This window comes from Acinetobacter calcoaceticus DSM 30006 = CIP 81.8, from assembly GCF_000368965.1.
Taxonomy (GTDB): Bacteria; Pseudomonadota; Gammaproteobacteria; order Pseudomonadales; family Moraxellaceae; genus Acinetobacter; species Acinetobacter calcoaceticus.
In genome coordinates this window covers 636,245-658,634 of record NZ_KB849780.1, presented here as the reverse complement: position 1 = coordinate 658,634, position 22,390 = coordinate 636,245, and the positions used below count along the sequence as shown (strand labels likewise).

Below are 22,390 nucleotides of genomic sequence, written 5' to 3'. Positions count from 1 at the left end.
TTGTTATTTTGCTCAAAAGCAGACCAAACACCTGTTCAGGCTGCTGATATTTTTATAATGCTTTTACAGTTCCTGCAACATGCGGTTTTTGTGATTTCGTATTACGAATCAAGAAATCAGTCTTTTTGTCTGCATTGGCAGTTAAAAACTCAACTTTTGAAGGTAGGTACATTGGCAGTTTAAACCACACATCTGCTTCATAAGCATTTGGTAATTCAAGGTTCGCTAGTGCTTTAGCTTTGCTCCACATGCCATGTGCAATTGCTTGCTTAAAGCCAAATGCTTTCGCAGTAATGGCATGAATATGAATTAAGTTGAAATCACCTGACACTTTCGCATAACGGCGACCTGTGTTTTCTAAAATATCCCACTCTGCCTTTGGCACATAAGCTGGTACTTGTTCTTCTTTGGCTTTTTCGCCGACTCTTTTCTCCACTTTTTGGCGAGATAAATAAGTCGTTAGGCCTTCCATAACTACTTCGTTGCCAACTTTTGCAGTTGTAATAAAGTCAAACTGAACACCTTTATCATGCGGTTTTAGTTCCCCAAATTTACATGACAGGGTTAATTTCTCAGTTACACCAATCGGTCTGGTTTGTTTAATCTGGTTACGAATATGGACTAAACCTAAAATCGGAAATGGAAAAGCTTCTGCCGTCATCATGTGCATTTGCAAACTTTGCGACAGCACAGCCAAATAAATTGCTGGTACAAAGCCATTATTTTTAAAGCCACATACTTCGTTGTAAGCTTTGAGATGACTTTGATCAATCTCAAGACTATCAACCACATATTCAACTTGCGGCAAGATTTTTGGCCCTTTAGGCTTTTTAAAGATTAAACCTTGCACAACTTTTGGATAAGCCAATGCCGCTTTTGGTAGCTGGCTAAAATGACGAGTATTCATACCTAACCTTTTATAATTTATAGATTCTTGAATAAAAAAGGGATGCCCAAGCACCCCTTATCTTTAGCTAAGAGTGCTTAAGCGCCTAACAAGCTTTGACCACACACACGTACCACGTTGCCATTTACGCCTGTAGATGCAGTTGATGCAAACCATGCAATCGTTTCTGCTACATCAACAGGTAAACCGCCTTGTTGCATCGAGTTCATACGACGGCCAGCTTCACGAATTGCAAATGGAATCGCAGCAGTCATTTGTGTCTCAATAAAACCAGGAGCTACTGCGTTAATGGTAATACCATTTTTTAGAATAGGTGCAGTAAATTTAACTAAACCAATCACACCTGCTTTAGATGCAGCATAGTTAGTTTGACCAAGGTTACCTGCAATACCACTAATTGATGATACGCAAACAATACGGCCATTTGCATTTAGACCATCGTTTTCTAACAAGTAGTCGTTTACACGCTCAGCAGCAGACAGGTTAATGTTAATCACTAAATCCCAAAGCTCTGACTTCATGTTTGCCAAAGTCTTGTCACGCGTAATACCCGCATTATGGACGATAATATCTAAACCGCCTTGTTTTGCAGCAGCAGTTTTAATTTTTTCACCTGCATCAGCAGCTGTAATATCAATTGCCAATGTAGAACCGCCAATGTCAGCAGCTACACGGTCAAGGTCAGCTTGTTGCTGTGGTACATCTAGACAAATGACATGAGCGCCGTCGCGTGCCAACACATGTGCAATTGCCTCACCAATACCACGGCTTGCACCTGTTACTAACGCAGTTTTACCAGCAAGTGGTTTTGCCCAATCAACATCAACAACATCTGCTTTAGAAACACGAACAACTTGACCAGATACATAAGCTGAACGCGGAGAAAGCAAGAAACGTAAAGTTGATTCTAGGTTTGCAGCAGCACCTTCATCTACATAGACAACTTGAGCCGTAATGCCCTTTTTAAATTCTTTACCTACAGCTTTGATAAAACCTTCAAGAGCACGCTGAGCAATCGCCTGTTTTACAGTTTTTGCAGTTTCAGGTGTTGTACCAATCACAATAACGCGACCAGAAGTCGCAACTTGACGTGCAATCGGGTTAAAGAATTTATAAAGCTCATTTAACTGTTCTGAGTTTTGAATTCCAGAAGCATCAAATACAACTGCTTTGAATTTTGATTCTTTATCACCAGCATTAAATGGACGTAAATTTAAACCAACTTTTGCAGCTTCTTGTTGTAATGCAACATTATTGCCAACATAACTATCTGCATGAATATTGCTAAGTACTTGTGCAATCGCACCAGACAATACACTTGACGGCGCCGCGCCAACCAATACTGCCCCATTCACTACTGGCTGAGCATTTTCAAAACGCTCTAATGCTACAGGCGATGGTAAACCCAAATTTTTAACAACGAATTTACCAATTGGAGATTGTGTAAATGCTTGGTATTGATCAGTCATGATTATTATCTCTCAAAAAAATGATTTTCTACGACAGGCTTCATTATGTTAGGAAATGCAGAGAAACAATATGAAAGCAGTCGTTCATTAGAGTCATCCCAAATCATACTTGAGTTGATCTTTTGATGTCTTGACCTGAATGCTATCTACAATGTCATTCTAGTCAATACAGGTCTATTTGAATTGTGTTAAGGTAGCTTATAAGAATATCGTTAATATGCTTGGAAAAGCCTTATGAGCAAACCAACTCAAGAAAATCCAGCAGTCGAAAATTCTGCTCAGGAAAAAGTGTCAAATACATCAAAGCCGGCTTCTAACACGGTTAAGCGTAACAGCACAACACCTAAAGCAGCAACTAATACTCCAAAAACGACACGTACTCGTTCAACGACTGCACCTGCACGTAGCCCTCGTACTAAGAGCGCTGCTACTGCAACCCCATCTACATCTTCTAATAATGTAGCTGCAGCACCAAAAGCAACAAAAACCAAAACTTCTGTTCAACAGGATAAAACCATGAGCCAAAACACTGTTCGCCGCGTTGCAATTATTGGTGGCAACCGCATTCCATTTGCACGTTCAAATACTGCTTATTTTAAAGCATCGAATTCTGACATGCTGACAGCAGCATTGAATGGTTTGGTTGAGCGCTTTAACTTACAAGGTAAGCGTATTGGTGAAGTCGTTGCTGGTGCTGTTTTAAAACACAGCCGTGACTTTAATATGACTCGTGAAGTTGTATTGAGCACTGATCTTGCTCCTGAAACCCCTGCTTACGACATTCAAATTGCTTGTGGTACAGGCTTACAAGCTGCTTTTGTTGTTGCTAACAAAATTGCGCTTGGTCAAATTGATGTCGGTATTGCAGGCGGTGTAGACACCACTTCTGATGCCCCAATCGCTGTTGGTGATGGCTTACGTAAAGTTTTACTTGAGTTAAATGTTGCTAAAACTGGTAAAGACCGTCTTAAAGCATTAACAAAAATTGATTTTAAAAAGCTTCTTGATGCGCCAAGCAATGGTGAGCCACGTACTGGCCTTTCAATGGGCGAGCACCAAGCAATTACTGCATTAGAATGGGGTATTACTCGCGAAGCTCAAGACGAACTCGCTGCAAGCAGCCATCAAAAACTTGCTGCTGCTTATGAGCGCGGTTTCTTTGATGACTTGATCACTCCATTCTTAGGTCTTAACCGTGACAACAACTTACGTGCAGACAGCACAGTTGAAAAACTTGCTAAATTAAAGCCTGTTTTTGGTAAAGGCGAAACTGCAACAATGACAGCAGGTAACTCAACTCCGTTGACTGATGGTGCATCTGTTGTGTTACTTGCTTCTGAAGAATGGGCAAAAGAAAACGGTCATGAAGTTTTAGCTTACCTTTCTTTCTCTGAAACCGCTGCTGTGGACTTCATTGGTAAAAATGGTCCTAAAGAAGGCTTATTGATGGCTCCTGCTTATGCAGTAACTCGTATGCTTAAGCGCGCTAATCTTAAACTTCAAGATTTTGATTTCTACGAAATCCATGAAGCATTTGCATCTCAAGTATTGTCTACCCTTAAAGCATGGGAAGATGAAAAATTCTGTAAAGAACGTCTTGGCTTAGATGCACCTTTAGGTTCAATTGACCGCTCTAAACTGAACGTAAATGGTTCATCTTTAGGTGCAGGCCATCCATTTGCTGCAACTGGTGGTCGTATCTTGGCAACTGCTGCTAAATTGATTAATCAAAAAGGTTCAGGCCGCGCATTAATCTCTATCTGTACTGCTGGCGGTGAAGGTGTAGTTGCAATTGTAGAGAAATAATTTCTACATCTAACTACAAAAAATAAGCACCCATTTGGGTGCTTATTTCATTTTAGGATTTATAAATTTAGTGCAGTGAGGCAGCTTTTGCTTCAGGGAAAAACTTATCTTCGATATGGTCATAACACCATTGGAAAATAAAGGTATAGACCAAAATACAAAGTGTTAAACCAATATCTAAAATAAGCGCATCAATGACATTCATTTGTAGCATATAAGCAATCATCGGCACTGTTGCAATCAGCAAACCGCCTTCAAAACCAACCGCATGCAAAATCCTTACAGGGATTGTTCTTTCCCAATTATATTTATGCTCTACTTTTTCAAAGTAGTGGTTAAAAATCATATTCCAAAAAACAGAAACCACTGCCATAAACACACCGAGTGTTCCGGTTACGTCCATAGGCATATCAAAAATAAAACTTAATGCAATCGCAATGATGACCAATAAAATTCCTTCATAACTGATTGCATGAATGATCCTTCTCTTGGAAATCAACATTTTTAAATACTCAATAATACTTGGATAATGTGCATTTTATTTTTATAATATTGATTAATCCAATCAGGTTCTTTCAGTTTTTTTGACAGATGAATATTAATCAAGAACAATTACTCATGTTTCAGGCCGTGATTGAAACTGGATCCTTTTCAGCAGCAGCAGCACGTAAACTTGGAAAAGTTCCTTCGGCTGTAAGTATGTCTATTGCCAACTTAGAAATTGATCTGGACTTAAACTTATTTGATCGTAAAGGTCGTGAGCCCGTCCCTACTGACGAAGCACGGGTGTTATATGAAAAAACTTCTCAACTTTTGATTGAGATGAATCAATGGAAACAACATGCACATGCATTAAGCACAGGTTTAGAAGCTAACTTAACCATTGTGATTGTATCTGAACTCTTGCACACCAACTGGACCGATTATATTTGCCTTTTAGAGGGTCGTTTCCCTGACCTACAAATTAATATTGTTTCTGCTCCCCAAGAAGATGCACTTCAAATGTTGTTAGATGGTTCTGCCCAACTTGCACTCATGTTTGAACGTGAGCATCTAGATAACAGAGAACAGTTTGTAGAGCTCAAACGTGAGGCTTTAATTCCCGTTATTTCAAAAGAACATCCACTTGCAAGCCAAAATCAGGTTTCTTATGAACAGATCCTCACTACACGACAAATTGTAGTGGCAAGTCGAGATGAAACATTAAAACCTGAATTGTTGTTTTCAAAGCATTATTGGCGTACGGATAACCACCACTCTGCTTGCTTAATGATTTTACGTGATCTGGGCTGGGGTGTTCTTCCTCAAGAAATGTTTAAAGAAAACCCTGAACTTAAAAATAAGCTTAAAATATTGAATTTATTAGATTTCACTCCAAGATTTGAATATTACGTAGATTTGGTATGGAGTCGTGAAAGTGAGCTTGGTGCCGCTGCCAGATTTCTTATTGAATATATCCGTAAGCAACGAATGCAACAGGTCCCTTAAAATTATTTCAATTTAGATGCAGAATCTAAACGTTTTTCTTTGAAATATAACAATTGATATATCGACAGTATGAATAGACTTTGTGCTATAAAGAAAATATAAGATTTATTACTGAAGATGTTGAATATCAATGACTCATACAGCACTTGACCAATTAAAAACACTAACGACCGTTGTTGCCGACAGTAGCGACCTTGATGCAATTCGTAAATTTCGTCCATTAGACGCGACGACTAATCCTTCATTGATTACGGCAGCAGCAGAACAACCAGAAAGTAAAGAACTCATTGAAGATGCTTATTATCAAGCCAAAGAAGAAGGCTATAGCAACGATGAGTTAATCGAAAGAACCATTGATATTTTAACCGTAAAATTCGGTGTAGAAATTTTAAAACTGATCGAAGGTCGCGTTTCGACTGAAGTTGATGCTGCACTTTCATATAACACCGAAGCGACCATTCAAAAAGCTCATGAATTATGTGAACTTTACAAAGGTTACGGTATTGATCAGTCACGTATTCTTATTAAAATTGCGTCGACTTGGGAAGGTATTCAAGCCGCAAAAGTACTCGAAGCTGAAGGTATTGCTTGTAACCTCACTCTCCTTTTCGGATTACATCAAGCTCAAGCATGCGCAGATGCAAAAGTAACTTTAATTTCACCATTTGTAGGTCGTATCTTGGACTGGTACAAAAAAGCTGAAGGTGTAGATTCTTACCCAATCGAAAAAGACCCAGGTGTGGTGTCAGTTAAGAAAATCTATAACTACTACAAGCAACAAAATATTCCAACTCAAGTGATGGGTGCGAGCTTCCGTAGTATCGATCAAGTTCTTGGACTTGCTGGTTGTGATTTGCTAACGATCTCTCCGGGCTTACTTACCCAGCTCGAGCAAGATACACGTACAGTTGATGCAGCTCTTGATGCAACTAAATCAAAGCAAGCAGATGCTATTGTTAGACCCGTTCAAGATGAACAAAGTTTTAAAGACGAACTTAATCATGACTTAATGGCATTCCAACTTTTACAAGGTGGTGTTGATGGCTTTATTAAAGCCCGTGACCAATTAAGTTTCTTATTACGTCAATCTTTTGGAATTGATGCGGAAATTAAACCTTAAAACTTCACTTTTCATACAAAATCACCGATTTTTGTTATCATGGCAAAAATCGGTTTTTTATTGGGTTTATCGTGTTCGGCATAACAGATTTAACAACATATATTATTGGTACATTCCTAATTGTGTTATTGCCGGGGCCCAATTCTCTTTATGTGATGTCAATTGCTTCACGTTACGGCATTAAAACTGGATATATGGGTGCGTTAGGTATTTTTACCGGTGATCTTATTTTAATGCTTTGTACCGTACTAGGTGCAGCCTCTTTATTAAAAGCATTCCCATGGGTATTTGTTATTCTTAAATTAACAGGTGCACTTTATCTATCTTATCTAGGCTTTAAGCTCTTACAAGGTAGTATTCAACGCTGGAAACAACGTAATCAACCACAACCTGAAATGGCTGATTTACCAGCTTTAGATAAAATTCATCCTTATAAAACAGCATTAAGTATTAGTTTACTCAACCCGAAAGCGATTTTATTTTTCTTATCTTTCTTTGTTCAATTTGTTGAACCCGACTATGCCTATCCCGCACTAAGCTTTTTAATTTTAGCGATTATTTTACAGGTGATTAGCTTTAGTTATTTAACTGCATTAATCTTCTCTGGAATTAAACTTTCAGCATTTTTTAAACAGAACCATAAAATTGCAGCAAGTAGTATTTTTTTAGTAGGGATTCTATTTTTCGGATTCGGTTTAAAACTGGCAACCTCAACAATCTAATAATCTTCACCCTAGTTTTGCATTTATAAAGTTAAAACATAATGAACTGCTAAAATGCCAGCATGCCATCTGTTTTAACTTCATTGAGCACAAAAAATGTTCTGACTTGTCTTACCCCCGGTAAAGCAATAATTTTTTCACTATGAAATCGGTTAAAAGCAGCTAAATCTTTAACACGAATTTTTAAAAAATAATCGACCTCTCCCGCCACCAGATAACATTCCAAAACATTTTCCAAATCACCAGATGCTTGTTCAAATGCCTGAAAGCTATCAGGCGTTGAGCGGTCTAAAACCACACCAACGAGTACTACCGTATCACGCTGCACCATGCTCGGATTGATCCGAGCACGCACATCTAGAATTGCCCCAATTTTAAAAAGACGCTGTGTATGATTCCAACAAGAAGAAGTACTTATACCTACAAGTTTGGCCAGTTCAGCATTACTTAAGCGCCCATTTTCTTGTAAAGCACGCATAATTTTCAATTCAAGTGGTGACAAATTTTCAGTTTGTTCATCCATAAAACAATATCCCAAATTTAGTATTATTTACGAAAGGAATAATAGCATTATTCAATATTTTGAAAATATTATTTCTATTTTAAGTAAAAAATAGAAAGCACCTTCTTAAAAAAAATTGTTAGATTTACCTAGCTGAAAGCAAAGACAGAAACATATTAATTTTTCAGGGATTTAGAACATTTAGCTATGCAAAAGATTCTTCAAGATTTCTCGATTCCAGCCGTATTTGCTGGCTTTATTACTTTTTTAATAGGTATTAGTGTTTCAGCCATTTTAGTGATTCAGGCGGCTCAAGCTTTAGGTGCTTCACCCGAGCAAATTACCTCATGGTTTTGGGCTTTAGGCTTAGGTATTGGTTTATCCGGATTCATACTTTCTTGGAAATTTAAATATCCTGTAGCGACAGCATGGTCAACCGCAGGCCTCGCTTTAATTATGGCAACAGGCAGTGGCTATAGCTTAAATGAAGCCATTGGTGCTTTTTTAGTGGGTGGTTTACTGACTGCTATTTTAGGCTTTTCAGGTATATTTCAAAAAGCACTTTCATATATTCCTCAAAGCTTAACCAGTGCCATGCTTGCAGGTGTTTTACTCAAATTTGGTATTTCCCTGTTCGCCAGTTTGCAAAATGATTGGGAATTCGTTTTATCCTTACTCGCCATTTATATAATTACAAAAAGATTATGGCCCCGCTATAGCATTGTATTCACAGCACTTGCGGGTATTACCCTGTGCCCTGTCTTTTTAGAATTTCATATGCCTACACTTCAGTGGTCTTTGGCTAGACCTGTTTGGATTAGTCCTAAATTTAGCTGGTCAGCACTTTTGGGATTAGCTCTGCCACTTTTTGTGATTAGCATGGCTTCGCAATATTTACCCGGAATTGCCATGATTAAAAGTTATGGCTATAAACCGCATGTTAATCAACTGATTGGCTGGACAGGTTTAACCCAAGTTGTGCTTGCACCTTTTGGATGTTATAGCGTAAATATTGCTGCGATTAGTGCGGCTGTAAGCTTAGACGATCAAGTCCACCCTGACCCAAGTAAACGATATATTGCAGGCATGAGCTGTGGTTTTTTCTACATTTTAATGGGCCTGTTTGCCACAACACTGACAGGCTTACTCATGTCTTTTCCACATATCTTTATTGTAGCTTTAGCCGGCATTGCATTATTTGGTACGATCAGCCACAACATTGCAATCGCATTTGCTCAAGTTGAAGACCGTGAAGCTGCATTATTTACCTTTTTATGTAGTGCTTCGGGCATTCAATTTTTCGGTATTGGATCAGCCTTTTGGGGACTGGTAGTGGGTGTAGTTGTATATTTTATTTTAAAACTTAAAGTCAAAAAAAGTTAATAAAAAAGCGTTCATAGCCCTTATTTTCAATGCTATGAACGCTTTTTCATCTTATTTCTTATAGCTCTCTTACTACAACTGATTTTGCCATTTTGTCATGCCAGCCTTGTTTTTTAGCATCAAACGCGACCCAAAAAAGACCAATACCAAAGACTAAAATTGATGGAATATAGCCAATATATCGAATAATACTCTGCATGACTGTTAGCTTATTGCCTGTTTTTTCATCTAAAACTTTTAATCGCATCAATCGCTTACCTGGAGTACCTGCAAAATACAGCCAACATAAAATTGAATACAATAAAGGGAATACATAGTTCACGATCAGATCGAACCAATAATTTTGTGGTTTCGCACTTAAGCCCGTGGCAAAAACTAAATCATAATCCCCTTGATAAAAAATCCAAGCCGCAGGAATAACTGCCAAAAAAAGAATAAGAGTATCAATAATCATTGCACCAAATCTTAACCAGAACCCTGCATACTCATACTTATAAGCCATGCTCACCTCGCTTTGTTATTGTTTAATCGCTACAAACGCTTTTACAATTTTACTTTCATCCTAAATGAAACTTTTTTATTTTTAAATACTTAAATAAATTTAAAATTTTCTACTTTTATATTTTATTGTAATAATTTCGATCAAAAAAACGTTATTACATCAATATTCATCATAAAAACTAATTTAATCTTTTTAGAACTGAAATTTTTCGTTTCAGCTCTATTGAAACAGTTTTATAGACAATTAAAAATATAAATACATATTATATTTATTTCCAGAACGAAATATCTAATTTAAATTCTTTTTTTAATAATAATGCTGCAAATAATAGAGCTAATCCAATAACAATTAAAAAAACACTTAAACTGACTAATCCATAAATGATGGCAACAGTGCCTAATATAGCTAAAACATAAAATATAATTACACTGAGTGTTGGCATTTCAATTTATTCCACTACTTAAAATAAAAGCAATTTATTCTATCGAGTTTATAAACGATTGCTGTTTTCAAATGTTGATTACACTATTAATTTGTATCACTATACATTGAACATGTTATTAAACTTATTTAGTGTTACTTTGCTTTAATAAACAGTGATGTATTTCACATAAATTTTATTTAATTTCAAAGTAATGCTTTTCAGTCACAAGTTTAATTTTTAAATTTTTATATAACCGCTCTTTTGAATTTTCTAGTGAAGGGACAACTTTTTCTGCAAATTTATCTTCGGTCATCAGTCTGGCATACGTTTTATAACCAACGACTAATTTTTCTGGTTCTTTACCTGTTTGACGAAACTCTTCAATGAGTTTATTGATTTTCTTTGCTGTTAAATCAGCCATCTTCATCACTCTCCCCTTAGTTTACTATTTTGTTATACGTTTTCTATATGACAGAAATATGAACGGTAATTTTTTGTAATTTTCATGTAAATATTATCAATTATTCAGCAATAGCTCTTAAACTCCATCACAGTCGATAGAATAATAAACACAACCAATTGATTTAAAGTAATTTTATTTAATTTTTCTTTCCTTTAGTCGAATAGATGTTTACCGAGAATGAAATATGTTAATCTTTAATTAATAAATGCTTCATACATATAACAACTGTAAATAAGAGGAATAACATTATGAATTACCAACATATTATTGTACCTGTCGATGGTTCTGAAATTTCTTTAGCAGCAGCAAGACAAGCAGCTCATATTGCTAAAGCTTTTGGAAGTAAATTGACTGCTATTAGCTTAGTTGCAGTAGATCCTTTTAGCGGTGTAGATTTTTATTACATCTCACCTGTTGTAAAAGATTATTTTGTTGAAGCCCGCGCGAATGCAGAAAAAACTCTCGCAAAAGTAAAAGCTTTATGCGCCGAAGAAGGTATTGATGCCGAAATTCAGATTATACAAGGTGAAATTTCTTCAGACGGTATCTTAAAAGCTGTAGAAGGCTTAGGTTCCGATTTGATTGTGATTGGTTCTCATGGTCGCAAAGGCTTCCAAAAACTTATTTTGGGTAGTTTTGCTCAAGATGTTTTAAACAGTACTAAAATTCAGGTATTGGTTGTAAAAGAATAAACTGTTTTAGATGCACAAGACCCAATCCAATGATTGGGTTTTTTAATAAAATAGATTGTATAAATTTTACACTAACTAAAAACCCAGATAGAATAGTTCTTATTGTTTCAATTTCGTGAGTCACGCCAATGAAGTAAGTCTTTTTTCTCATCATTTTTTCTTTTTTTGATGTGCAAAATAGACTATTTTTTGTGATTTAACGTCTCTGCTTAAAACTGCTTTTTCCTATTTTGTACATCCTGTATTTATGAGGTTTTTATGACTCAGCAGGCATGTGTAATATCACAGCTGACTTTAGAATTTTCTTCTAAAGTCATGTTTAAACAACTCAATTTTAGCCTTGAATCGAATCAAGTGTCTGCCTTAATTGGCCGTAATGGTCAGGGCAAATCCTTGCTTATGCAAATGTTAAATCAGATGCTTAAATCAGATTCAAGTCTTACATCTGGACAAATATCTTGGCATATAAAACATGCATATTTACCTCAATTGCATCGGTTAACTGGACTGACCATAGCTGAAGCATTAGATATCTTAGACATTTATCAAGCTTTTAAAAGAGTTGAGCAAGGTGTTGCCAGTTTCAATGATTATGATTTACTGGAAGGCAAATGGGATTTACCTAACTTATGGAATACCCTCTTAGAATCCGCTCATTTGCCCACTAATTTAGACTTCCCAGTTAAAAACCTAAGCGAAGGTCAAAAAACTAAATTGGCATTAAGCTGCTTATTTTTAAAATCAGATCACTACTTACTTCTTGATGAACCTAGCAATCATTTAGATCAAGACTCTAGAAAATGGTTAATTGACCATTTAAGAACACACCCAGCAGGTGCACTTATCATTAGTCATGACCGAACTTTGTTGAACGAAGTAAACCATATTTATCATTTAAATGAACACGGCTTACATCACACAACAGGAAACTATGAACAATTTTATGCACAGTATCAAACTAACATTGCGGCTTTAGAACAATCTGTTCAACAAAACCAACGTGAAGTTAAGCACATGAAGCAAAAGCAACATGAAGTATTAATGAAAGCTCAGAAACGTGAACGTGCTGGCAATAAATTAAGAGAGTCAAATTCTCAAGCCAAAATTTTGCTCGACTTTAAAAAGGAACAAGCGGGCCAAAGCATTGCGGCTATACAGTCTCAGCATCAACGTCAAATCTCAAATAGTCAAAATGACTTAAAAGACAAAAAAATGCATCTTGAAACCGTCAAACCACAACAGTTTGTCTTCCCCACTTTTCATAAAAAATCTGGCGAAATTCTTCGAATTAAAAAACTCAAACTGAACTATGGGACTCAACAACCAATAGATTTAGCTGTACATGCAGCCGAAAAAATTCACATAACGGGTCAAAATGGTATTGGAAAGTCAACTTTGCTTAAAGCAATCAATGCACAGAAAAATCAGCCCTGTAACAGCATTCAATTATTTGTAAAGTGTTTTTATCTCGATCAAAACTTTAGCTTTTTATGTGATGAGATGACTGTTATTGAGAATTTAACTCACATGAATAACGAGCTTTCAGAATTAGAATGGAGAAATTTATTAGGTCAACTTCGAATTCGCGGTGATAAAAGTACTTATTTCTTGTCGCAACTAAGTGGTGGAGAAAAACTCAAAGTAGCTTTATTGGCACTTAGCCAGATACACCCTCCCCCCGAACTCCTGTTATTAGATGAACCCGAAAATCATTTAGATATTGAATCTAGAGAATTATTAGCTAGTGCTATTCAGAGTTATGAAGGTGCTGTATTACTAGTTTCACATGATCAAATGTTTGTTGAAAGTTGTGGCATTCGCGAGTCATTTTCTTTAACCGAATAGTGACTATCTATATCATTTTTTAAATTTACTAGCTCTCATGTGAAAGCTAGTAAATTTTATAAAATATTATTTTTTTACTTTATTTAATAATTCGATATCTAGACTATATTTCACAGTTTTATTTTTACGAGCACTATTACGCATTTGATAAACTTGAATAATATAGTCGCCATCAACTGGCAAAGTAAGTTCTCCTCTCGATCCTACAGTTGAACCAATTAATAATGCATTATCTTTACCCGGTTTTTTACCTGGTGCAAAAATATTGACATAGGCTAAATTACCAAGACTATTAATATTAAATTTCAATATTTGTCCATTATTTGCAGAGATTCTATATCTCACATCGTCATAACCCTGAAATTTCCCAGTGAATGTGGCATGTGTTGAGCCTTGTAAAAAATTAACTTTTTGCTCAATATTTTTAGCTAAAGCAGAGAATGATATAGTTGAAATCAATGTAGATAATAATAAAGTTTTAATGATTTTTTTCAATTTCCAATCCTCAAAATTATTTTGAGATTATTATATTAAAAATAACTTTTATAAAATTTTACTTTATGTATGATTTTGATAATTAGTAGTTGTAACCAGTAACAAATAAAGTATCTTAGAAATCTAAATTACAGTTTTACTTATTTAAAAAATTAAAGCGTATGAATGTTCAATAAATAAGGAATAATTTTAATGAATATTACGATTCGTGATGAACGAAATGAGGATGTTGAAGCAATAGAAAAACTAACGAAAGCAGCTTTTCAAAATGCTGAGCACACCAGTCATACCGAACATTTTATTGTGAATAGTTTAAGAAACCACAGACAATTGACCATCTCTCTAGTTGCAATTGAAGATAGCGCTGTTATAGGACATGTTGCTATTTCTCCTGTTCAAATAAGTTCAGGGGAAATGGGTTGGTATGGTTTAGGCCCTATTTCTGTTCATCCAAATAAACAGGGGCTTGGTATTGGCTCACTTCTGATGAATAAATCACTAGATAAATTAAAAAAATTAGGTGCAAAAGGATGTGTTTTACTGGGTGATCCCAACTATTACAGCCGATTTGGTTTTAAAACCTATCCTGAGCTAATTTTGCCCGATGTGCCAAGTGAATATTTCCAAGCCTTAAGCTTCTCAGGCAATATTCCTAAAGGAAACGTACACTATCATGAGGCATTTAATGCAACACAATAATAAAAATTATCGTCCTTAAAAAGAAAACTCCTATTTGCAGGAGTTCTCTTTTAAATGTTTTCGATATATCTAAGCAGTATTAACCTAAATTTTCAGATTTTATTTAACTTTCTCAATCTTGAAAACTTCAATATCAGTTGGCTTAACTCTATGTGTATCCACCTCTCCCACAACACGGACTTTATCTCCAGCTTTTAGTTGTAAAGGTTTCCATAAGTCATCATCTATATCAATTACAATTGATCCAGTTGCATCTTTAAACTCAAAATGATCACCAGCAATATGCTTTACGATGGTGCCTGTTAACGTAACACCAGATTCATCAGCCAAGGTTTTTGCTTTAGACACCGTGACTACATTTTTTGTCGCTTCTTTTAATAAGGCAGCATCTGGTTTAGCCAATACCGCATTACTACCCAATAAAGCCAACCCAGTGAGTGTTGCTAAGAATATTTTTTTCATTACGATGACCTACTTTTAATGTTCTTAGTTATATAAACAAATTCTTTTAAAGTTATAGATTTAGCTTTTGTGGTTTTTTGTATCTTATTAGAGTCTTTGTTTAATGAGGATGGATAAAAACAACAAATAATCTGTTTAAGTTTTCTCTTTCAACAACCATTTTGAACCTTTAGTTATGTCGTTAATTTACTTAAGAAAACGCTTTCCTTAAGTAAATTAAACTCAGCATTAAAATATCACTTAATTGTTAAACAACAAGTTGTCCTAAATCCAATAAAACATTCATGGCTTCCGTCTCGTCTGTTGTTTGCATCACAATCATTCGGTCATATGAAATTCCACCAATCTCAATATAAATTTTCGGATGTGGAAGCTGAGGAATATAGACTTTTAGGGGCTGATAAAGAGCCAGAAGATAACCAAATGAATCATAAGGATAATGATCATTTTTTAGTGTTTTCTTTACCACAACATAAGTATTCAATATGTCTAGAATAAAACCATATTCATTTTCAGAATGAAATTTAGCGTCCATACCCACCTCCTTGATTAATTAATATTTTTATAATCAAATTTAAAGGTTAAATTTCTGATCTGATGGCACTTGAATCGATTTACTTTAAATATAGAGTTATATTTAAAATGATTCATGTTGCATTTAAATATATTTAAAACCTAGCGTACTAGTCAACATATTTTGAACAGTGACATTAAAAATAAATATTGTGAGTTACAAATCACACTTTAGAGTAAAAATAAAAAGATATAAAAAAACCCATCTTACGATGGGCCTAACCATTCATCTAGATCATGAATCTTTGTCCATTGAATGAGGTGTTGTCGTTTTATCTTGCTGTTTTGTATCATTTTCACCTTGGCAAGCGCTCACACTTAAAGAAATAATCGCAGCCAAACCTAAGGTAGCCATAATTTTTGTCATACTTCGCCTCATGAATTGTTCAGATAGTGAGTTAATAAATACTTTTTATTAGTTTTACGATCAGCATACGTTTCTAGGCTTTTTTGTAGATTTCACGCAAAAATGTAAAGCTCTTTAGTTTTACATTTAAATATCAATTTAAGATTTGGCCATTAAACGTTAACTGAGTGTCTGAGCGTTTTAATGAGTAATTCATATAAGTGATCTACAGCCTTCGACTCTAACGATGACCTACTCCGATAAACCGCAGCCTCCATTGGCTCTAAAGGTCCGAGGCCATGATCTGCACCTAATATGGTTAAATGCTCAGGAGCACTACAATGTGTGAACACGGCGATTACTAACAATTTTATCACTTCGTATTTCTTAGGTATTACACACACTAGGAGGAGGTTTTATGCGCCTAAATAAACAGATGCTTGCATCACAAAGTGCAACATCCGCTTTTGTTTTACTCTGGGGTAGTGCCGCGATCTTTACTCGATGGGGACTTGATAATGCCTCACCCATAGCATTATTAATTCTGCGTTTTTCTACTGCTTTAATTATTCTGTTCGTACTTGCCCTTTTTAGAAAAAGACTTTTACCCAAACATGGAACTCGAAAACAAGTTCTACTTACTGGGTTGCTTATAATCGCAGGTTATTCAATTTGCTATTTTAAAGCCATGGCCCATGGAGTCACTCCTGGCTTAATGGCAACAATTATGGGAATACAGCCCATACTCACGCTTTGCCTTATGGAAAAGAATTGGCAAAAAGAAAGACTGTTAGGATTATGCATCTCTTTAGCAGGGCTCATACTTTTAGTATGGAAAAGCCTGACAATGTCTTTTATTGCTCCAATTGGTGTGCTGTTTGCCTTGGCTGCCCTAATCTGTATAACTTTTGGGGCCATAATGCAAAAGAACATTCAACAAGCCCCGACTGATGTCTTACCGCTACAATATGTAATCAGTCTTGTCGTCTGCTTATTTATAGTTCCCTTTGAACATTTTGAAATAACGTGGAATTCACAACTGATTATTTCAGTCTTATTTCTTGGAATTTTAATTTCTGTAGTTGCTCAGCTTATACTTTACCGACTTCTAAGTCAGGGCAATATTGTAAATGTGACAAGCCTGTTCTATTTGGTTCCTATCGTGACTGCACTTTTAGATTTTCTAATTTTAAAAAATAAGTTACCGCTGGCAGGTTTAATTGGGATGATTGCAATTTTGCTAGGCTTAATGCTCGTATTTAAAAAGAAATAATTCTTAAAAATTTTAGGGTGCAACCCTCAGTTGAGGGTTTTATTTTTGAATACAAACTTAAACCAATTTTTTCCAGTCAGTGCCGATTTGAGCTAATGCGGGTAATTCATCACTATTAAAAACATTAAAATTTTGGTCAATGGCAAATCGATAGATAGGTATAGAATCAGCTTCAGTTTTCTTAAAGAAACTGAAGTTTTCAGTAAGATGATAATTGCCAGCTTCTGTAGATTTTATTGCTGTTCCTGACGGTATATGAATATAACTTTCACACACTACTTCAACGTTCTTTCCATCAAGATCCTGATATGAAAATTTCATGCTTCAATCCTTTTTAAATTTTTATGATTGAGAAAAACTTAACATGCTATTTGATTCGATTACGGAAACTTTTTTCAACTAATTGTTTAAGTGTGTATATTTGGTTAAAACTAGAATACTTATTAAAGATTGAAATTACATTTAAGAAGTTATCAAATAACTGTCATAAGTTTTCTTCTTTCTTGCTTCAATTTCAGATATACTGCACTTAGTATGAGATGAGCCTTATATAGTTCATTGCTAGATCAATGAACGACTAAGCCCTTCGCTTTCGAGCAAGGGCTTTTTTAATGCCTATAATTTGAGAAAATTATGCCTATATGAACTGTTCGGTCGACCATTGGTTTGCCTTTATAGAGCAGGTCTGTTAGATTGGTCTTGTTCATCAACTCCTATTGTCGATGAATACTGAAGCCTGATTCGTAGCATCAGGCTTTTTTACGCCTAAAACTTGTATAAATGATCCTGTCAAAATGATGACATACGATCTCGGCGCAAGCTGAAACAAAGTAAATAAAACTATAAAATAAACTGCACTATCTTACTTTTAGCCAAGAGCCAACTTCTTTTAGCACCTCAACTAAACCGTTTAATTTCTTACCATCTTCCGTTAATGAGTACTCAACTTTAACAGGAACTTCCGCAAAAACTTCTCTGTTAATAAAACCTTCTTCTTCAAGAAAACGTAACTCTAAAGTTAACATTCTTTGAGAAATATTAGGTATTGCCCGTCTTAGCTCATTAAAACGCATAGGTCTTTCGATGAGAAATGAAATAATTAACATTCTCCAACGGCCACCTAATACTGTCATTGCCTCTTCTACAGAACAGCCAGAAATATTATCTTTCATTGTCTAATTAGGTATAAAAAATATACCTATATAACAAAATAGTGCCTAACTTACAATCTATACCTAGTGATGAATAATAGTTTTTTATCACGAAAAGACTAGCCAATATGATGGAATATAAAGAAGTTGCTAAAAAAACGATTAATCATTTGTACTCAGCACATGCATCTATACGAACCTCTGGCATTGATCCTCAGATAGTTGCTTTAGCTGAGTTATATGTGTCACAAATCAACGGCTGTGCTTACTGCTGCGCTTTTCATGCTCAAGAATTAAGAGATATGGGAGTAAGCCAAGAAGTCATTGATAAAATTCCGGGCTATAAACACTCGAATGTCTTTTCAAAGAAGCAGTTCCTTGCTCTTGAACTTGCAGAGGCAGTCACTTTTTTATCTGAAAAAATTGAAACTGTAAAAGCTCATTTAGCCGAGTATTTTAATGAACGAGAGATTGTAGAGTTGACGACCAGCATTTCACTCATGGGAGCATTAAACAGACTTAGAATCACCTTAGGGGATAAAAGTTAATCGATTCAATTCCTATATGAAAAAGCCCTGACCATTCGAGGCTTTTTCATGACTTTTTAACCAAGTTTAATAAAAAAGTGAGATAACTACTTTGATGATAAAAACAATTTCTTTTCCATTGCACGGCGATTAACCAGTCCCTGCAAACGCTTACCGCCTGCATTTACCCAGACATCAAACTGGTTTGCTGCTTCTTTGTAATCACCTGAATTTAACTTTTTGAGTAAGGTCGAATGTTTAAAGGCACCTACCCCAATGTTATACGTTAGAGAGACTAGTGCATCGAATTGATTCTGTTTTAAAGGCACTTTTACAGAACTATTTACTGCACGCTCAAATATCTTTAAATCATGCTGCATGTAAGCTTTAGCTTGCTCAAGAGAGCATTGGTCTCCTTTACTTACACGCTTACCATTAGGATATCGCGTCGTGCCATATCCAATAGTCCATACGCCAGTACCATCATCATAGGCACTGAGCTTTAACCCTTCAAAATTACAGATTTGATTTACACCATCCACACTAAGAGACATCTCATCAACTGCGATACCTATCAATTCATCGCCATAATCAGTTGCCGTAGCAATAAGGTGATCCGCTGTTGCATCTTGCTGAGGCTTGGCAGTAAAAATTTTGCGGAGAAAATCCAATATTTTTTGCATTTAATGCCCTGCTATTTACTTTTTCTCTGTAACCCAAAGCGTAATATATCCTTGAACTACAGGCTGCCCATCCGCTCTATAAGCGTTAATTTTTATTTGCATATCTCCCACCTTCCATTCCTCATCAATTGTTGCCACTAACTTAATATCAGAATCTGCCTTAGCGACATAATTTACGCTCATGCCTTTAGGTAGCCATCTTAAATGTTGAGGCACAGATGCTTCAGCTAACACACCCATGACAAATTCCAGCCCATTACATATCGCAATCACGTGTACCGTCCCGATATGATTTTCGATTGATTTATTTTTTTTGATCGAGGCTTCACACACATCTACATCTAATTTTTGGATAATTGGATTTACAGTCTGAAAATATGGAGCAACTCGACTAACGACTTTTGACAATAGCGTTAATCCGCCTGGTACATTTTTCAAAGTCCTAAAAGCAATCAGAACATCAGGGACAGGTGGAACTGCTTTATTTTTGATTTTGTTGGTAAATGTAGAAATATAATTACTCATAGTTTTACTTCAATTCGAGAATAAATCATTCAATAAATATATATGTACACCTCTCTACACTCATTGCTTAGGTATCAATTTTTTAAGTCATTAATGATAATGATTGAATAACCTCTAGCATATCGTACTGTTCAGATAAAAAAATCAAACCTATTAAAAGTGCCCAATATTGAATTGGGCTTTGAGTTATTGTTCGATTTCGATCGGATCCCCATCTTCAGGGCGAATGTGTCGCTCACCATCATCTGCGGGATCTACGCTTGAGCCATCTTTTGTAATGCTGTTATACAACTCATCCTCTTTTTTATCATCGATAAATTCTTCATCGGCAAAATCGAGAGGCTCTTCATCATCGTCAAAATTTAAGGGCTTTTCTTCATCTATCATGAGATTCATCCTTTACTTAACTTGTGTTATTCCATCCTTAAATAATTAACGGATAGATTCAACACCAAACAATCATCATTTGTGTAACTGACACTTTAAGATACCTTTTCCGATAAAAAACCGCCTCAAAAGGCGGTTGCTAAACTCTTATTCTCTAGCGATAGAAGTACAGTAAATAATTATTTCTCTATATTTAAAGAAAATAATTTATTTCACTCTATTTCCACAAACTAGCAGTACTGAACATAAATGTTTTTCGACTGTTTTAAGAAAAACTAATTTATTTCGCCTGAAATTTGATATTGAATTTTCTTGCTTGTTTTCTTACCTCTGGATTCGAAGGCAAAACAAATGGACTTGCACGCCAGATCGCTTTTTCAATACTTGTTTTAAATTTTTGTTCTTCTTTATCTAAAAAGATGATTTGCTCAATCTCTCCACTATCACTTAAAAATACTTTAACGCTTGCACTCATAGCTGTAGATGACTTTGGAATATCCCATATTTTATAAATTTTCTTTTGATATTGCTTTTTATATATCTCAGCCTCTGAAGTAATTTTATTATCATTCACTTGAGCAGAAGTAACTTGCTTGTGACCAGTAGTACACCCAACCAATAAAAATAAGGAAGCAATAATAGTGAAGTTTTTCATTTAAAATACCTTTTTTCAATAATTAAAATTTAACAGTTTAAAATTTAAAAAACCACCCGAAGGTGGCATTAATCATTGATTATCCGTAGTCAGCAAAGGTAGTAAGCAGTTCTTATTTCACCTTTATTTAAATTAATGCTTTATTTTTCTTTAAAAAGGGACTTCATAACGGATATTCATGTTTGAATTTTCTGGCATATTATAGATATCTTGATCGGTAAAAATTCCGTGTTCAGGTGTTTTAAAACTATTAAAGGCTTTGTTTTCTGGAACAATTGGAGGTTTATTTAAGTAATTTTCTTGAGAATTATATGTAGGTGAAGCACAGCCAATCAGCTCAAAACCCAATAAAGATATAACTAAAAACGTCTTCATAAATTTCGCTCACTGTTATAAAAACCACACAATTTAACAAAATGAATCACTATTGTCACACTAGAACTATTTAGTTGAGCTTAACAATAAATTTTAAAAGAAGTATTTTAAAAAATTAGAATCTGTTACGGGACAAATATTCAAATTAGATAATGGACAAACACTCTAAAGTTAAGAATTTTAGATTTTATTTTATATAAAATTCTTTGTCTGGAGCTTTCAATAGAACTTCACACAAACCCGTTCACTCACCTCATTATTGACCAGATGATCAAATATCCTAAAGACAAAACCTTTAAAAATTAAACTTTAATGTTACAATACAGTGATTTAATCAATTTCAATTGGACTTCAAAAGAAATGAATAGATTGTTATTAACTTTTTTATTTTTAAATATTAGTCTTTTTTCTTCCTCAGTATTTTCTGACACAAACACGTTTCAAATGAAACAAGAATATAATCACCCTAAATTTAATCAGCATAAAAGCATGCTTGCAGTAAACGCGAGTTCTCAAGACCATAAATTTAATGGGCAACCAAAAGATTTTTCTAATTCTAACACTCCTCCTCAAAATGTAGATTTTTTTGAAATTGCAAAACAATATCAAGAAAAGGAAGCTAAGCCGTCCTACTCTACTGAAGAAACAGTCAATATGAGTGATCATGAGCGTAGTCTTTACTACATTAGAAATCATGATAATGTGAATATTCAAAGAGAAATTCATGGTCAGCAGTTTAAATCGCTAAAACAACAGCGAGATAAAGGCGTCATTTCCAATGATGTATATAAAGAAAAGGTCTACAAGATCTTAAGCCAACCTTCTTTTAAATAAGTTAAAAGCCCTCGCTAGAGGGCTTCTATATAAAAATGATTAGAGATGAAAGCTGTGTTTAATTTTTCTAAAAAAATTAAAC

The 22,390-nt window shown here is 35.1% G+C and carries 29 protein-coding genes and 1 pseudogene; 11 read left to right on the top strand and 19 right to left on the bottom strand.

The features are described 5' to 3' along the window. Positions 1 to 52: 52 nt before the first annotated feature. The gene (locus F936_RS08040; protein ID WP_005046507.1) at positions 53 to 907 is read right to left on the bottom strand and encodes a MaoC family dehydratase; all 855 of its coding nucleotides are present in this window, start codon (positions 905 to 907) and stop codon (positions 53 to 55) included. A 77-nt stretch (positions 908 to 984) separates the two neighbouring features. After that, positions 985 to 2,376, bottom strand: a complete 1,392-nt coding sequence (locus F936_RS08035) for a 3-oxoacyl-ACP reductase (RefSeq protein ID WP_005046505.1) — start codon at positions 2,374 to 2,376, stop codon at positions 985 to 987. Between the two features lie 234 nt (positions 2,377 to 2,610). Here F936_RS08035 and F936_RS08030 point away from each other — a divergent pair, with 234 nt between their 5' ends. Next, a complete protein-coding gene (locus F936_RS08030) occupies positions 2,611 to 4,182 on the top strand; it encodes an acetyl-CoA C-acetyltransferase (RefSeq protein ID WP_005046503.1) in 1,572 nt (523 codons plus the stop codon). 67 nt (positions 4,183 to 4,249) lie between these two features. On the opposite strand, the gene aceI is transcribed toward F936_RS08030, so the two are convergent. Beyond that, the gene (aceI, locus tag F936_RS08025) at positions 4,250 to 4,684 is read right to left on the bottom strand and encodes a chlorhexidine efflux PACE transporter AceI (protein WP_004643197.1); all 435 of its coding nucleotides are present in this window, start codon (positions 4,682 to 4,684) and stop codon (positions 4,250 to 4,252) included. 89 nt (positions 4,685 to 4,773) lie between these two features. Between aceI and aceR the strand changes: the two genes are divergently transcribed. From aceR to leuE, 3 genes are all read left to right on the top strand, one after another. Next, positions 4,774 to 5,670, top strand: coding sequence for an HTH-type transcriptional regulator AceR (gene aceR, locus F936_RS08020; protein ID WP_005046499.1), 897 nt, complete (start codon positions 4,774 to 4,776; stop codon positions 5,668 to 5,670). A gap of 130 nt (positions 5,671 to 5,800) precedes the next feature. Continuing rightward, positions 5,801 to 6,790, top strand: coding sequence for a transaldolase (tal, locus tag F936_RS08015; protein ID WP_005046497.1), 990 nt, complete (start codon positions 5,801 to 5,803; stop codon positions 6,788 to 6,790). Between the two features lie 71 nt (positions 6,791 to 6,861). Beyond that, complete coding sequence (gene leuE / locus F936_RS08010) at positions 6,862 to 7,512, top strand: leucine efflux protein LeuE (RefSeq protein ID WP_003652317.1); 651 nt, start codon at positions 6,862 to 6,864, stop codon at positions 7,510 to 7,512. Between the two features lie 49 nt (positions 7,513 to 7,561). Here leuE and F936_RS08005 read toward each other — a convergent pair whose 3' ends face one another. Next, positions 7,562 to 8,035, bottom strand: coding sequence for an Lrp/AsnC family transcriptional regulator (locus tag F936_RS08005; protein ID WP_005046495.1), 474 nt, complete (start codon positions 8,033 to 8,035; stop codon positions 7,562 to 7,564). 186 nt (positions 8,036 to 8,221) lie between these two features. On the opposite strand from F936_RS08005, the gene F936_RS08000 reads away from it, so the two are divergent. Next, entirely contained in the window at positions 8,222 to 9,397 is a 1,176-nt protein-coding gene (locus tag F936_RS08000) for a benzoate/H(+) symporter BenE family transporter (RefSeq protein ID WP_005046493.1), read from the top strand. A gap of 58 nt (positions 9,398 to 9,455) precedes the next feature. Here the strand turns inward: F936_RS08000 and F936_RS07995 are convergent, their stop codons facing one another. The 3 genes from F936_RS07995 to F936_RS07985 all read right to left on the bottom strand — a co-directional run bounded on the left by F936_RS07995 (position 9,456) and on the right by F936_RS07985 (position 10,744). Continuing rightward, the gene (locus tag F936_RS07995; protein ID WP_003652320.1) at positions 9,456 to 9,899 is read right to left on the bottom strand and encodes an RDD family protein; all 444 of its coding nucleotides are present in this window, start codon (positions 9,897 to 9,899) and stop codon (positions 9,456 to 9,458) included. 268 nt (positions 9,900 to 10,167) lie between these two features. Beyond that, the gene (locus F936_RS18720) at positions 10,168 to 10,341 is read right to left on the bottom strand and encodes a hypothetical protein (RefSeq protein WP_005046490.1); all 174 of its coding nucleotides are present in this window, start codon (positions 10,339 to 10,341) and stop codon (positions 10,168 to 10,170) included. 175 nt (positions 10,342 to 10,516) lie between these two features. Beyond that, positions 10,517 to 10,744, bottom strand: coding sequence for a hypothetical protein (locus F936_RS07985; RefSeq protein WP_003652322.1), 228 nt, complete (start codon positions 10,742 to 10,744; stop codon positions 10,517 to 10,519). 290 nt (positions 10,745 to 11,034) lie between these two features. On the opposite strand from F936_RS07985, the gene F936_RS07980 reads away from it, so the two are divergent. Then, positions 11,035 to 11,478, top strand: a complete 444-nt coding sequence (locus F936_RS07980) for a universal stress protein (RefSeq protein ID WP_003652324.1) — start codon at positions 11,035 to 11,037, stop codon at positions 11,476 to 11,478. Between the two features lie 258 nt (positions 11,479 to 11,736). Beyond that, on the top strand, positions 11,737 to 13,323 hold the full coding sequence (locus tag F936_RS07970; RefSeq protein ID WP_005046486.1) for an ATP-binding cassette domain-containing protein: 1,587 nt from the start codon (positions 11,737 to 11,739) through the stop codon (positions 13,321 to 13,323). A gap of 66 nt (positions 13,324 to 13,389) precedes the next feature. Here the strand turns inward: F936_RS07970 and F936_RS07965 are convergent, their stop codons facing one another. Next, positions 13,390 to 13,818 carry a hypothetical protein gene (locus F936_RS07965; protein ID WP_005046484.1) on the bottom strand — a complete coding sequence of 143 codons (429 nt, stop codon included), beginning with the start codon at positions 13,816 to 13,818 and terminating at the stop codon, positions 13,390 to 13,392. Positions 13,819 to 14,010: 192 nt separating this feature from the next. Here F936_RS07965 and F936_RS07960 point away from each other — a divergent pair, with 192 nt between their 5' ends. Then, positions 14,011 to 14,517, top strand: coding sequence for a GNAT family N-acetyltransferase (locus tag F936_RS07960; RefSeq protein WP_005046482.1), 507 nt, complete (start codon positions 14,011 to 14,013; stop codon positions 14,515 to 14,517). 99 nt (positions 14,518 to 14,616) lie between these two features. Here F936_RS07960 and F936_RS07955 read toward each other — a convergent pair whose 3' ends face one another. The 4 genes and pseudogenes from F936_RS07955 to F936_RS18710 all read right to left on the bottom strand — a co-directional run. Further along, complete coding sequence (locus F936_RS07955; RefSeq protein WP_005046479.1) at positions 14,617 to 14,979, bottom strand: NirD/YgiW/YdeI family stress tolerance protein; 363 nt, start codon at positions 14,977 to 14,979, stop codon at positions 14,617 to 14,619. Positions 14,980 to 15,226: 247 nt separating this feature from the next. Further along, complete coding sequence (locus tag F936_RS07950) at positions 15,227 to 15,514, bottom strand: hypothetical protein (protein WP_005039828.1); 288 nt, start codon at positions 15,512 to 15,514, stop codon at positions 15,227 to 15,229. Positions 15,515 to 15,787: 273 nt separating this feature from the next. Then, positions 15,788 to 15,919, bottom strand: a complete 132-nt coding sequence (locus tag F936_RS18715) for a hypothetical protein (protein ID WP_004643213.1) — start codon at positions 15,917 to 15,919, stop codon at positions 15,788 to 15,790. Between the two features lie 152 nt (positions 15,920 to 16,071). Further along, a pseudogene (locus F936_RS18710) lies at positions 16,072 to 16,263 on the bottom strand (LysR family transcriptional regulator); the annotation flags it as partial. A 53-nt stretch (positions 16,264 to 16,316) separates the two neighbouring features. Here F936_RS18710 and F936_RS07945 point away from each other — a divergent pair. Continuing rightward, on the top strand, positions 16,317 to 17,171 hold the full coding sequence (locus F936_RS07945; protein WP_005046477.1) for a DMT family transporter: 855 nt from the start codon (positions 16,317 to 16,319) through the stop codon (positions 17,169 to 17,171). Positions 17,172 to 17,228: 57 nt separating this feature from the next. Here the strand turns inward: F936_RS07945 and F936_RS07940 are convergent, their stop codons facing one another. Both F936_RS07940 and F936_RS07935 read right to left on the bottom strand, forming a co-directional pair. After that, a complete protein-coding gene (locus tag F936_RS07940) occupies positions 17,229 to 17,492 on the bottom strand; it encodes a hypothetical protein (RefSeq protein WP_005046475.1) in 264 nt (87 codons plus the stop codon). Between the two features lie 536 nt (positions 17,493 to 18,028). Next, complete coding sequence (locus F936_RS07935) at positions 18,029 to 18,343, bottom strand: winged helix-turn-helix transcriptional regulator (RefSeq protein ID WP_005039816.1); 315 nt, start codon at positions 18,341 to 18,343, stop codon at positions 18,029 to 18,031. Positions 18,344 to 18,453: 110 nt separating this feature from the next. Here F936_RS07935 and F936_RS07930 point away from each other — a divergent pair, with 110 nt between their 5' ends. After that, positions 18,454 to 18,870, top strand: a complete 417-nt coding sequence (locus F936_RS07930) for a carboxymuconolactone decarboxylase family protein (protein ID WP_026055625.1) — start codon at positions 18,454 to 18,456, stop codon at positions 18,868 to 18,870. A gap of 86 nt (positions 18,871 to 18,956) precedes the next feature. On the opposite strand, the gene F936_RS07925 is transcribed toward F936_RS07930, so the two are convergent. From F936_RS07925 to F936_RS07905, 5 genes are all read right to left on the bottom strand, one after another. Next, entirely contained in the window at positions 18,957 to 19,532 is a 576-nt protein-coding gene (locus tag F936_RS07925) for a lysozyme (RefSeq protein WP_005046472.1), read from the bottom strand. A 15-nt stretch (positions 19,533 to 19,547) separates the two neighbouring features. After that, positions 19,548 to 20,057 (bottom strand): hotdog fold domain-containing protein, encoded by a 510-nt coding sequence (locus F936_RS07920; protein ID WP_005046471.1) that lies wholly within the window; start codon positions 20,055 to 20,057, stop codon positions 19,548 to 19,550. Between the two features lie 186 nt (positions 20,058 to 20,243). Continuing rightward, positions 20,244 to 20,444, bottom strand: a complete 201-nt coding sequence (locus F936_RS07915) for a hypothetical protein (RefSeq protein ID WP_003652344.1) — start codon at positions 20,442 to 20,444, stop codon at positions 20,244 to 20,246. Positions 20,445 to 20,724: 280 nt separating this feature from the next. Then, on the bottom strand, positions 20,725 to 21,099 hold the full coding sequence (locus tag F936_RS07910) for a TonB C-terminal domain-containing protein (protein ID WP_003652346.1): 375 nt from the start codon (positions 21,097 to 21,099) through the stop codon (positions 20,725 to 20,727). Between the two features lie 150 nt (positions 21,100 to 21,249). Beyond that, positions 21,250 to 21,474 (bottom strand): hypothetical protein, encoded by a 225-nt coding sequence (locus F936_RS07905; RefSeq protein ID WP_005046470.1) that lies wholly within the window; start codon positions 21,472 to 21,474, stop codon positions 21,250 to 21,252. Positions 21,475 to 21,786: 312 nt separating this feature from the next. Between F936_RS07905 and F936_RS07900 the strand changes: the two genes are divergently transcribed. Further along, positions 21,787 to 22,308: a hypothetical protein gene (locus F936_RS07900; RefSeq protein WP_017390029.1), complete on the top strand. Its 522-nt coding sequence runs from the start codon at positions 21,787 to 21,789 to the stop codon at positions 22,306 to 22,308. Positions 22,309 to 22,390 lie beyond the last annotated feature (82 nt).

Excerpts from the sequence above, each read along its gene's own strand:
- F936_RS08040 (WP_005046507.1), bottom strand. The coding sequence starts at position 907 with ATGAATACTCGTCATTTTAGCCAGCTACCAAAAGCGGCATTGGCTTAT.
- F936_RS08035 (WP_005046505.1), bottom strand. The coding sequence starts at position 2,376 with ATGACTGATCAATACCAAGCATTTACACAATCTCCAATTGGTAAATTC.
- F936_RS08030 (WP_005046503.1), top strand. The coding sequence starts at position 2,611 with ATGAGCAAACCAACTCAAGAAAATCCAGCAGTCGAAAATTCTGCTCAG.
- aceI (WP_004643197.1), bottom strand. The coding sequence starts at position 4,684 with ATGTTGATTTCCAAGAGAAGGATCATTCATGCAATCAGTTATGAAGGA.
- aceR (WP_005046499.1), top strand. The coding sequence starts at position 4,774 with ATGAATATTAATCAAGAACAATTACTCATGTTTCAGGCCGTGATTGAA.
- tal (WP_005046497.1), top strand. The coding sequence starts at position 5,801 with ATGACTCATACAGCACTTGACCAATTAAAAACACTAACGACCGTTGTT.
- F936_RS08005 (WP_005046495.1), bottom strand. The coding sequence starts at position 8,035 with ATGGATGAACAAACTGAAAATTTGTCACCACTTGAATTGAAAATTATG.
- F936_RS08000 (WP_005046493.1), top strand. The coding sequence starts at position 8,222 with ATGCAAAAGATTCTTCAAGATTTCTCGATTCCAGCCGTATTTGCTGGC.
- F936_RS07995 (WP_003652320.1), bottom strand. The coding sequence starts at position 9,899 with ATGGCTTATAAGTATGAGTATGCAGGGTTCTGGTTAAGATTTGGTGCA.
- F936_RS18720 (WP_005046490.1), bottom strand. The coding sequence starts at position 10,341 with ATGCCAACACTCAGTGTAATTATATTTTATGTTTTAGCTATATTAGGC.
- F936_RS07985 (WP_003652322.1), bottom strand. The coding sequence starts at position 10,744 with ATGGCTGATTTAACAGCAAAGAAAATCAATAAACTCATTGAAGAGTTT.
- F936_RS07980 (WP_003652324.1), top strand. The coding sequence starts at position 11,035 with ATGAATTACCAACATATTATTGTACCTGTCGATGGTTCTGAAATTTCT.
- F936_RS07970 (WP_005046486.1), top strand. The coding sequence starts at position 11,737 with ATGACTCAGCAGGCATGTGTAATATCACAGCTGACTTTAGAATTTTCT.
- F936_RS07960 (WP_005046482.1), top strand. The coding sequence starts at position 14,011 with ATGAATATTACGATTCGTGATGAACGAAATGAGGATGTTGAAGCAATA.
- F936_RS07955 (WP_005046479.1), bottom strand. The coding sequence starts at position 14,979 with ATGAAAAAAATATTCTTAGCAACACTCACTGGGTTGGCTTTATTGGGT.
- F936_RS07950 (WP_005039828.1), bottom strand. The coding sequence starts at position 15,514 with ATGGACGCTAAATTTCATTCTGAAAATGAATATGGTTTTATTCTAGAC.
- F936_RS18715 (WP_004643213.1), bottom strand. The coding sequence starts at position 15,919 with ATGACAAAAATTATGGCTACCTTAGGTTTGGCTGCGATTATTTCTTTA.
- F936_RS07945 (WP_005046477.1), top strand. The coding sequence starts at position 16,317 with ATGCGCCTAAATAAACAGATGCTTGCATCACAAAGTGCAACATCCGCT.
- F936_RS07940 (WP_005046475.1), bottom strand. The coding sequence starts at position 17,492 with ATGAAATTTTCATATCAGGATCTTGATGGAAAGAACGTTGAAGTAGTG.
- F936_RS07935 (WP_005039816.1), bottom strand. The coding sequence starts at position 18,343 with ATGAAAGATAATATTTCTGGCTGTTCTGTAGAAGAGGCAATGACAGTA.
- F936_RS07930 (WP_026055625.1), top strand. The coding sequence starts at position 18,454 with ATGGAATATAAAGAAGTTGCTAAAAAAACGATTAATCATTTGTACTCA.
- F936_RS07925 (WP_005046472.1), bottom strand. The coding sequence starts at position 19,532 with ATGCAAAAAATATTGGATTTTCTCCGCAAAATTTTTACTGCCAAGCCT.
- F936_RS07920 (WP_005046471.1), bottom strand. The coding sequence starts at position 20,057 with ATGAGTAATTATATTTCTACATTTACCAACAAAATCAAAAATAAAGCA.
- F936_RS07915 (WP_003652344.1), bottom strand. The coding sequence starts at position 20,444 with ATGATAGATGAAGAAAAGCCCTTAAATTTTGACGATGATGAAGAGCCT.
- F936_RS07910 (WP_003652346.1), bottom strand. The coding sequence starts at position 21,099 with ATGAAAAACTTCACTATTATTGCTTCCTTATTTTTATTGGTTGGGTGT.
- F936_RS07905 (WP_005046470.1), bottom strand. The coding sequence starts at position 21,474 with ATGAAGACGTTTTTAGTTATATCTTTATTGGGTTTTGAGCTGATTGGC.
- F936_RS07900 (WP_017390029.1), top strand. The coding sequence starts at position 21,787 with ATGTTACAATACAGTGATTTAATCAATTTCAATTGGACTTCAAAAGAA.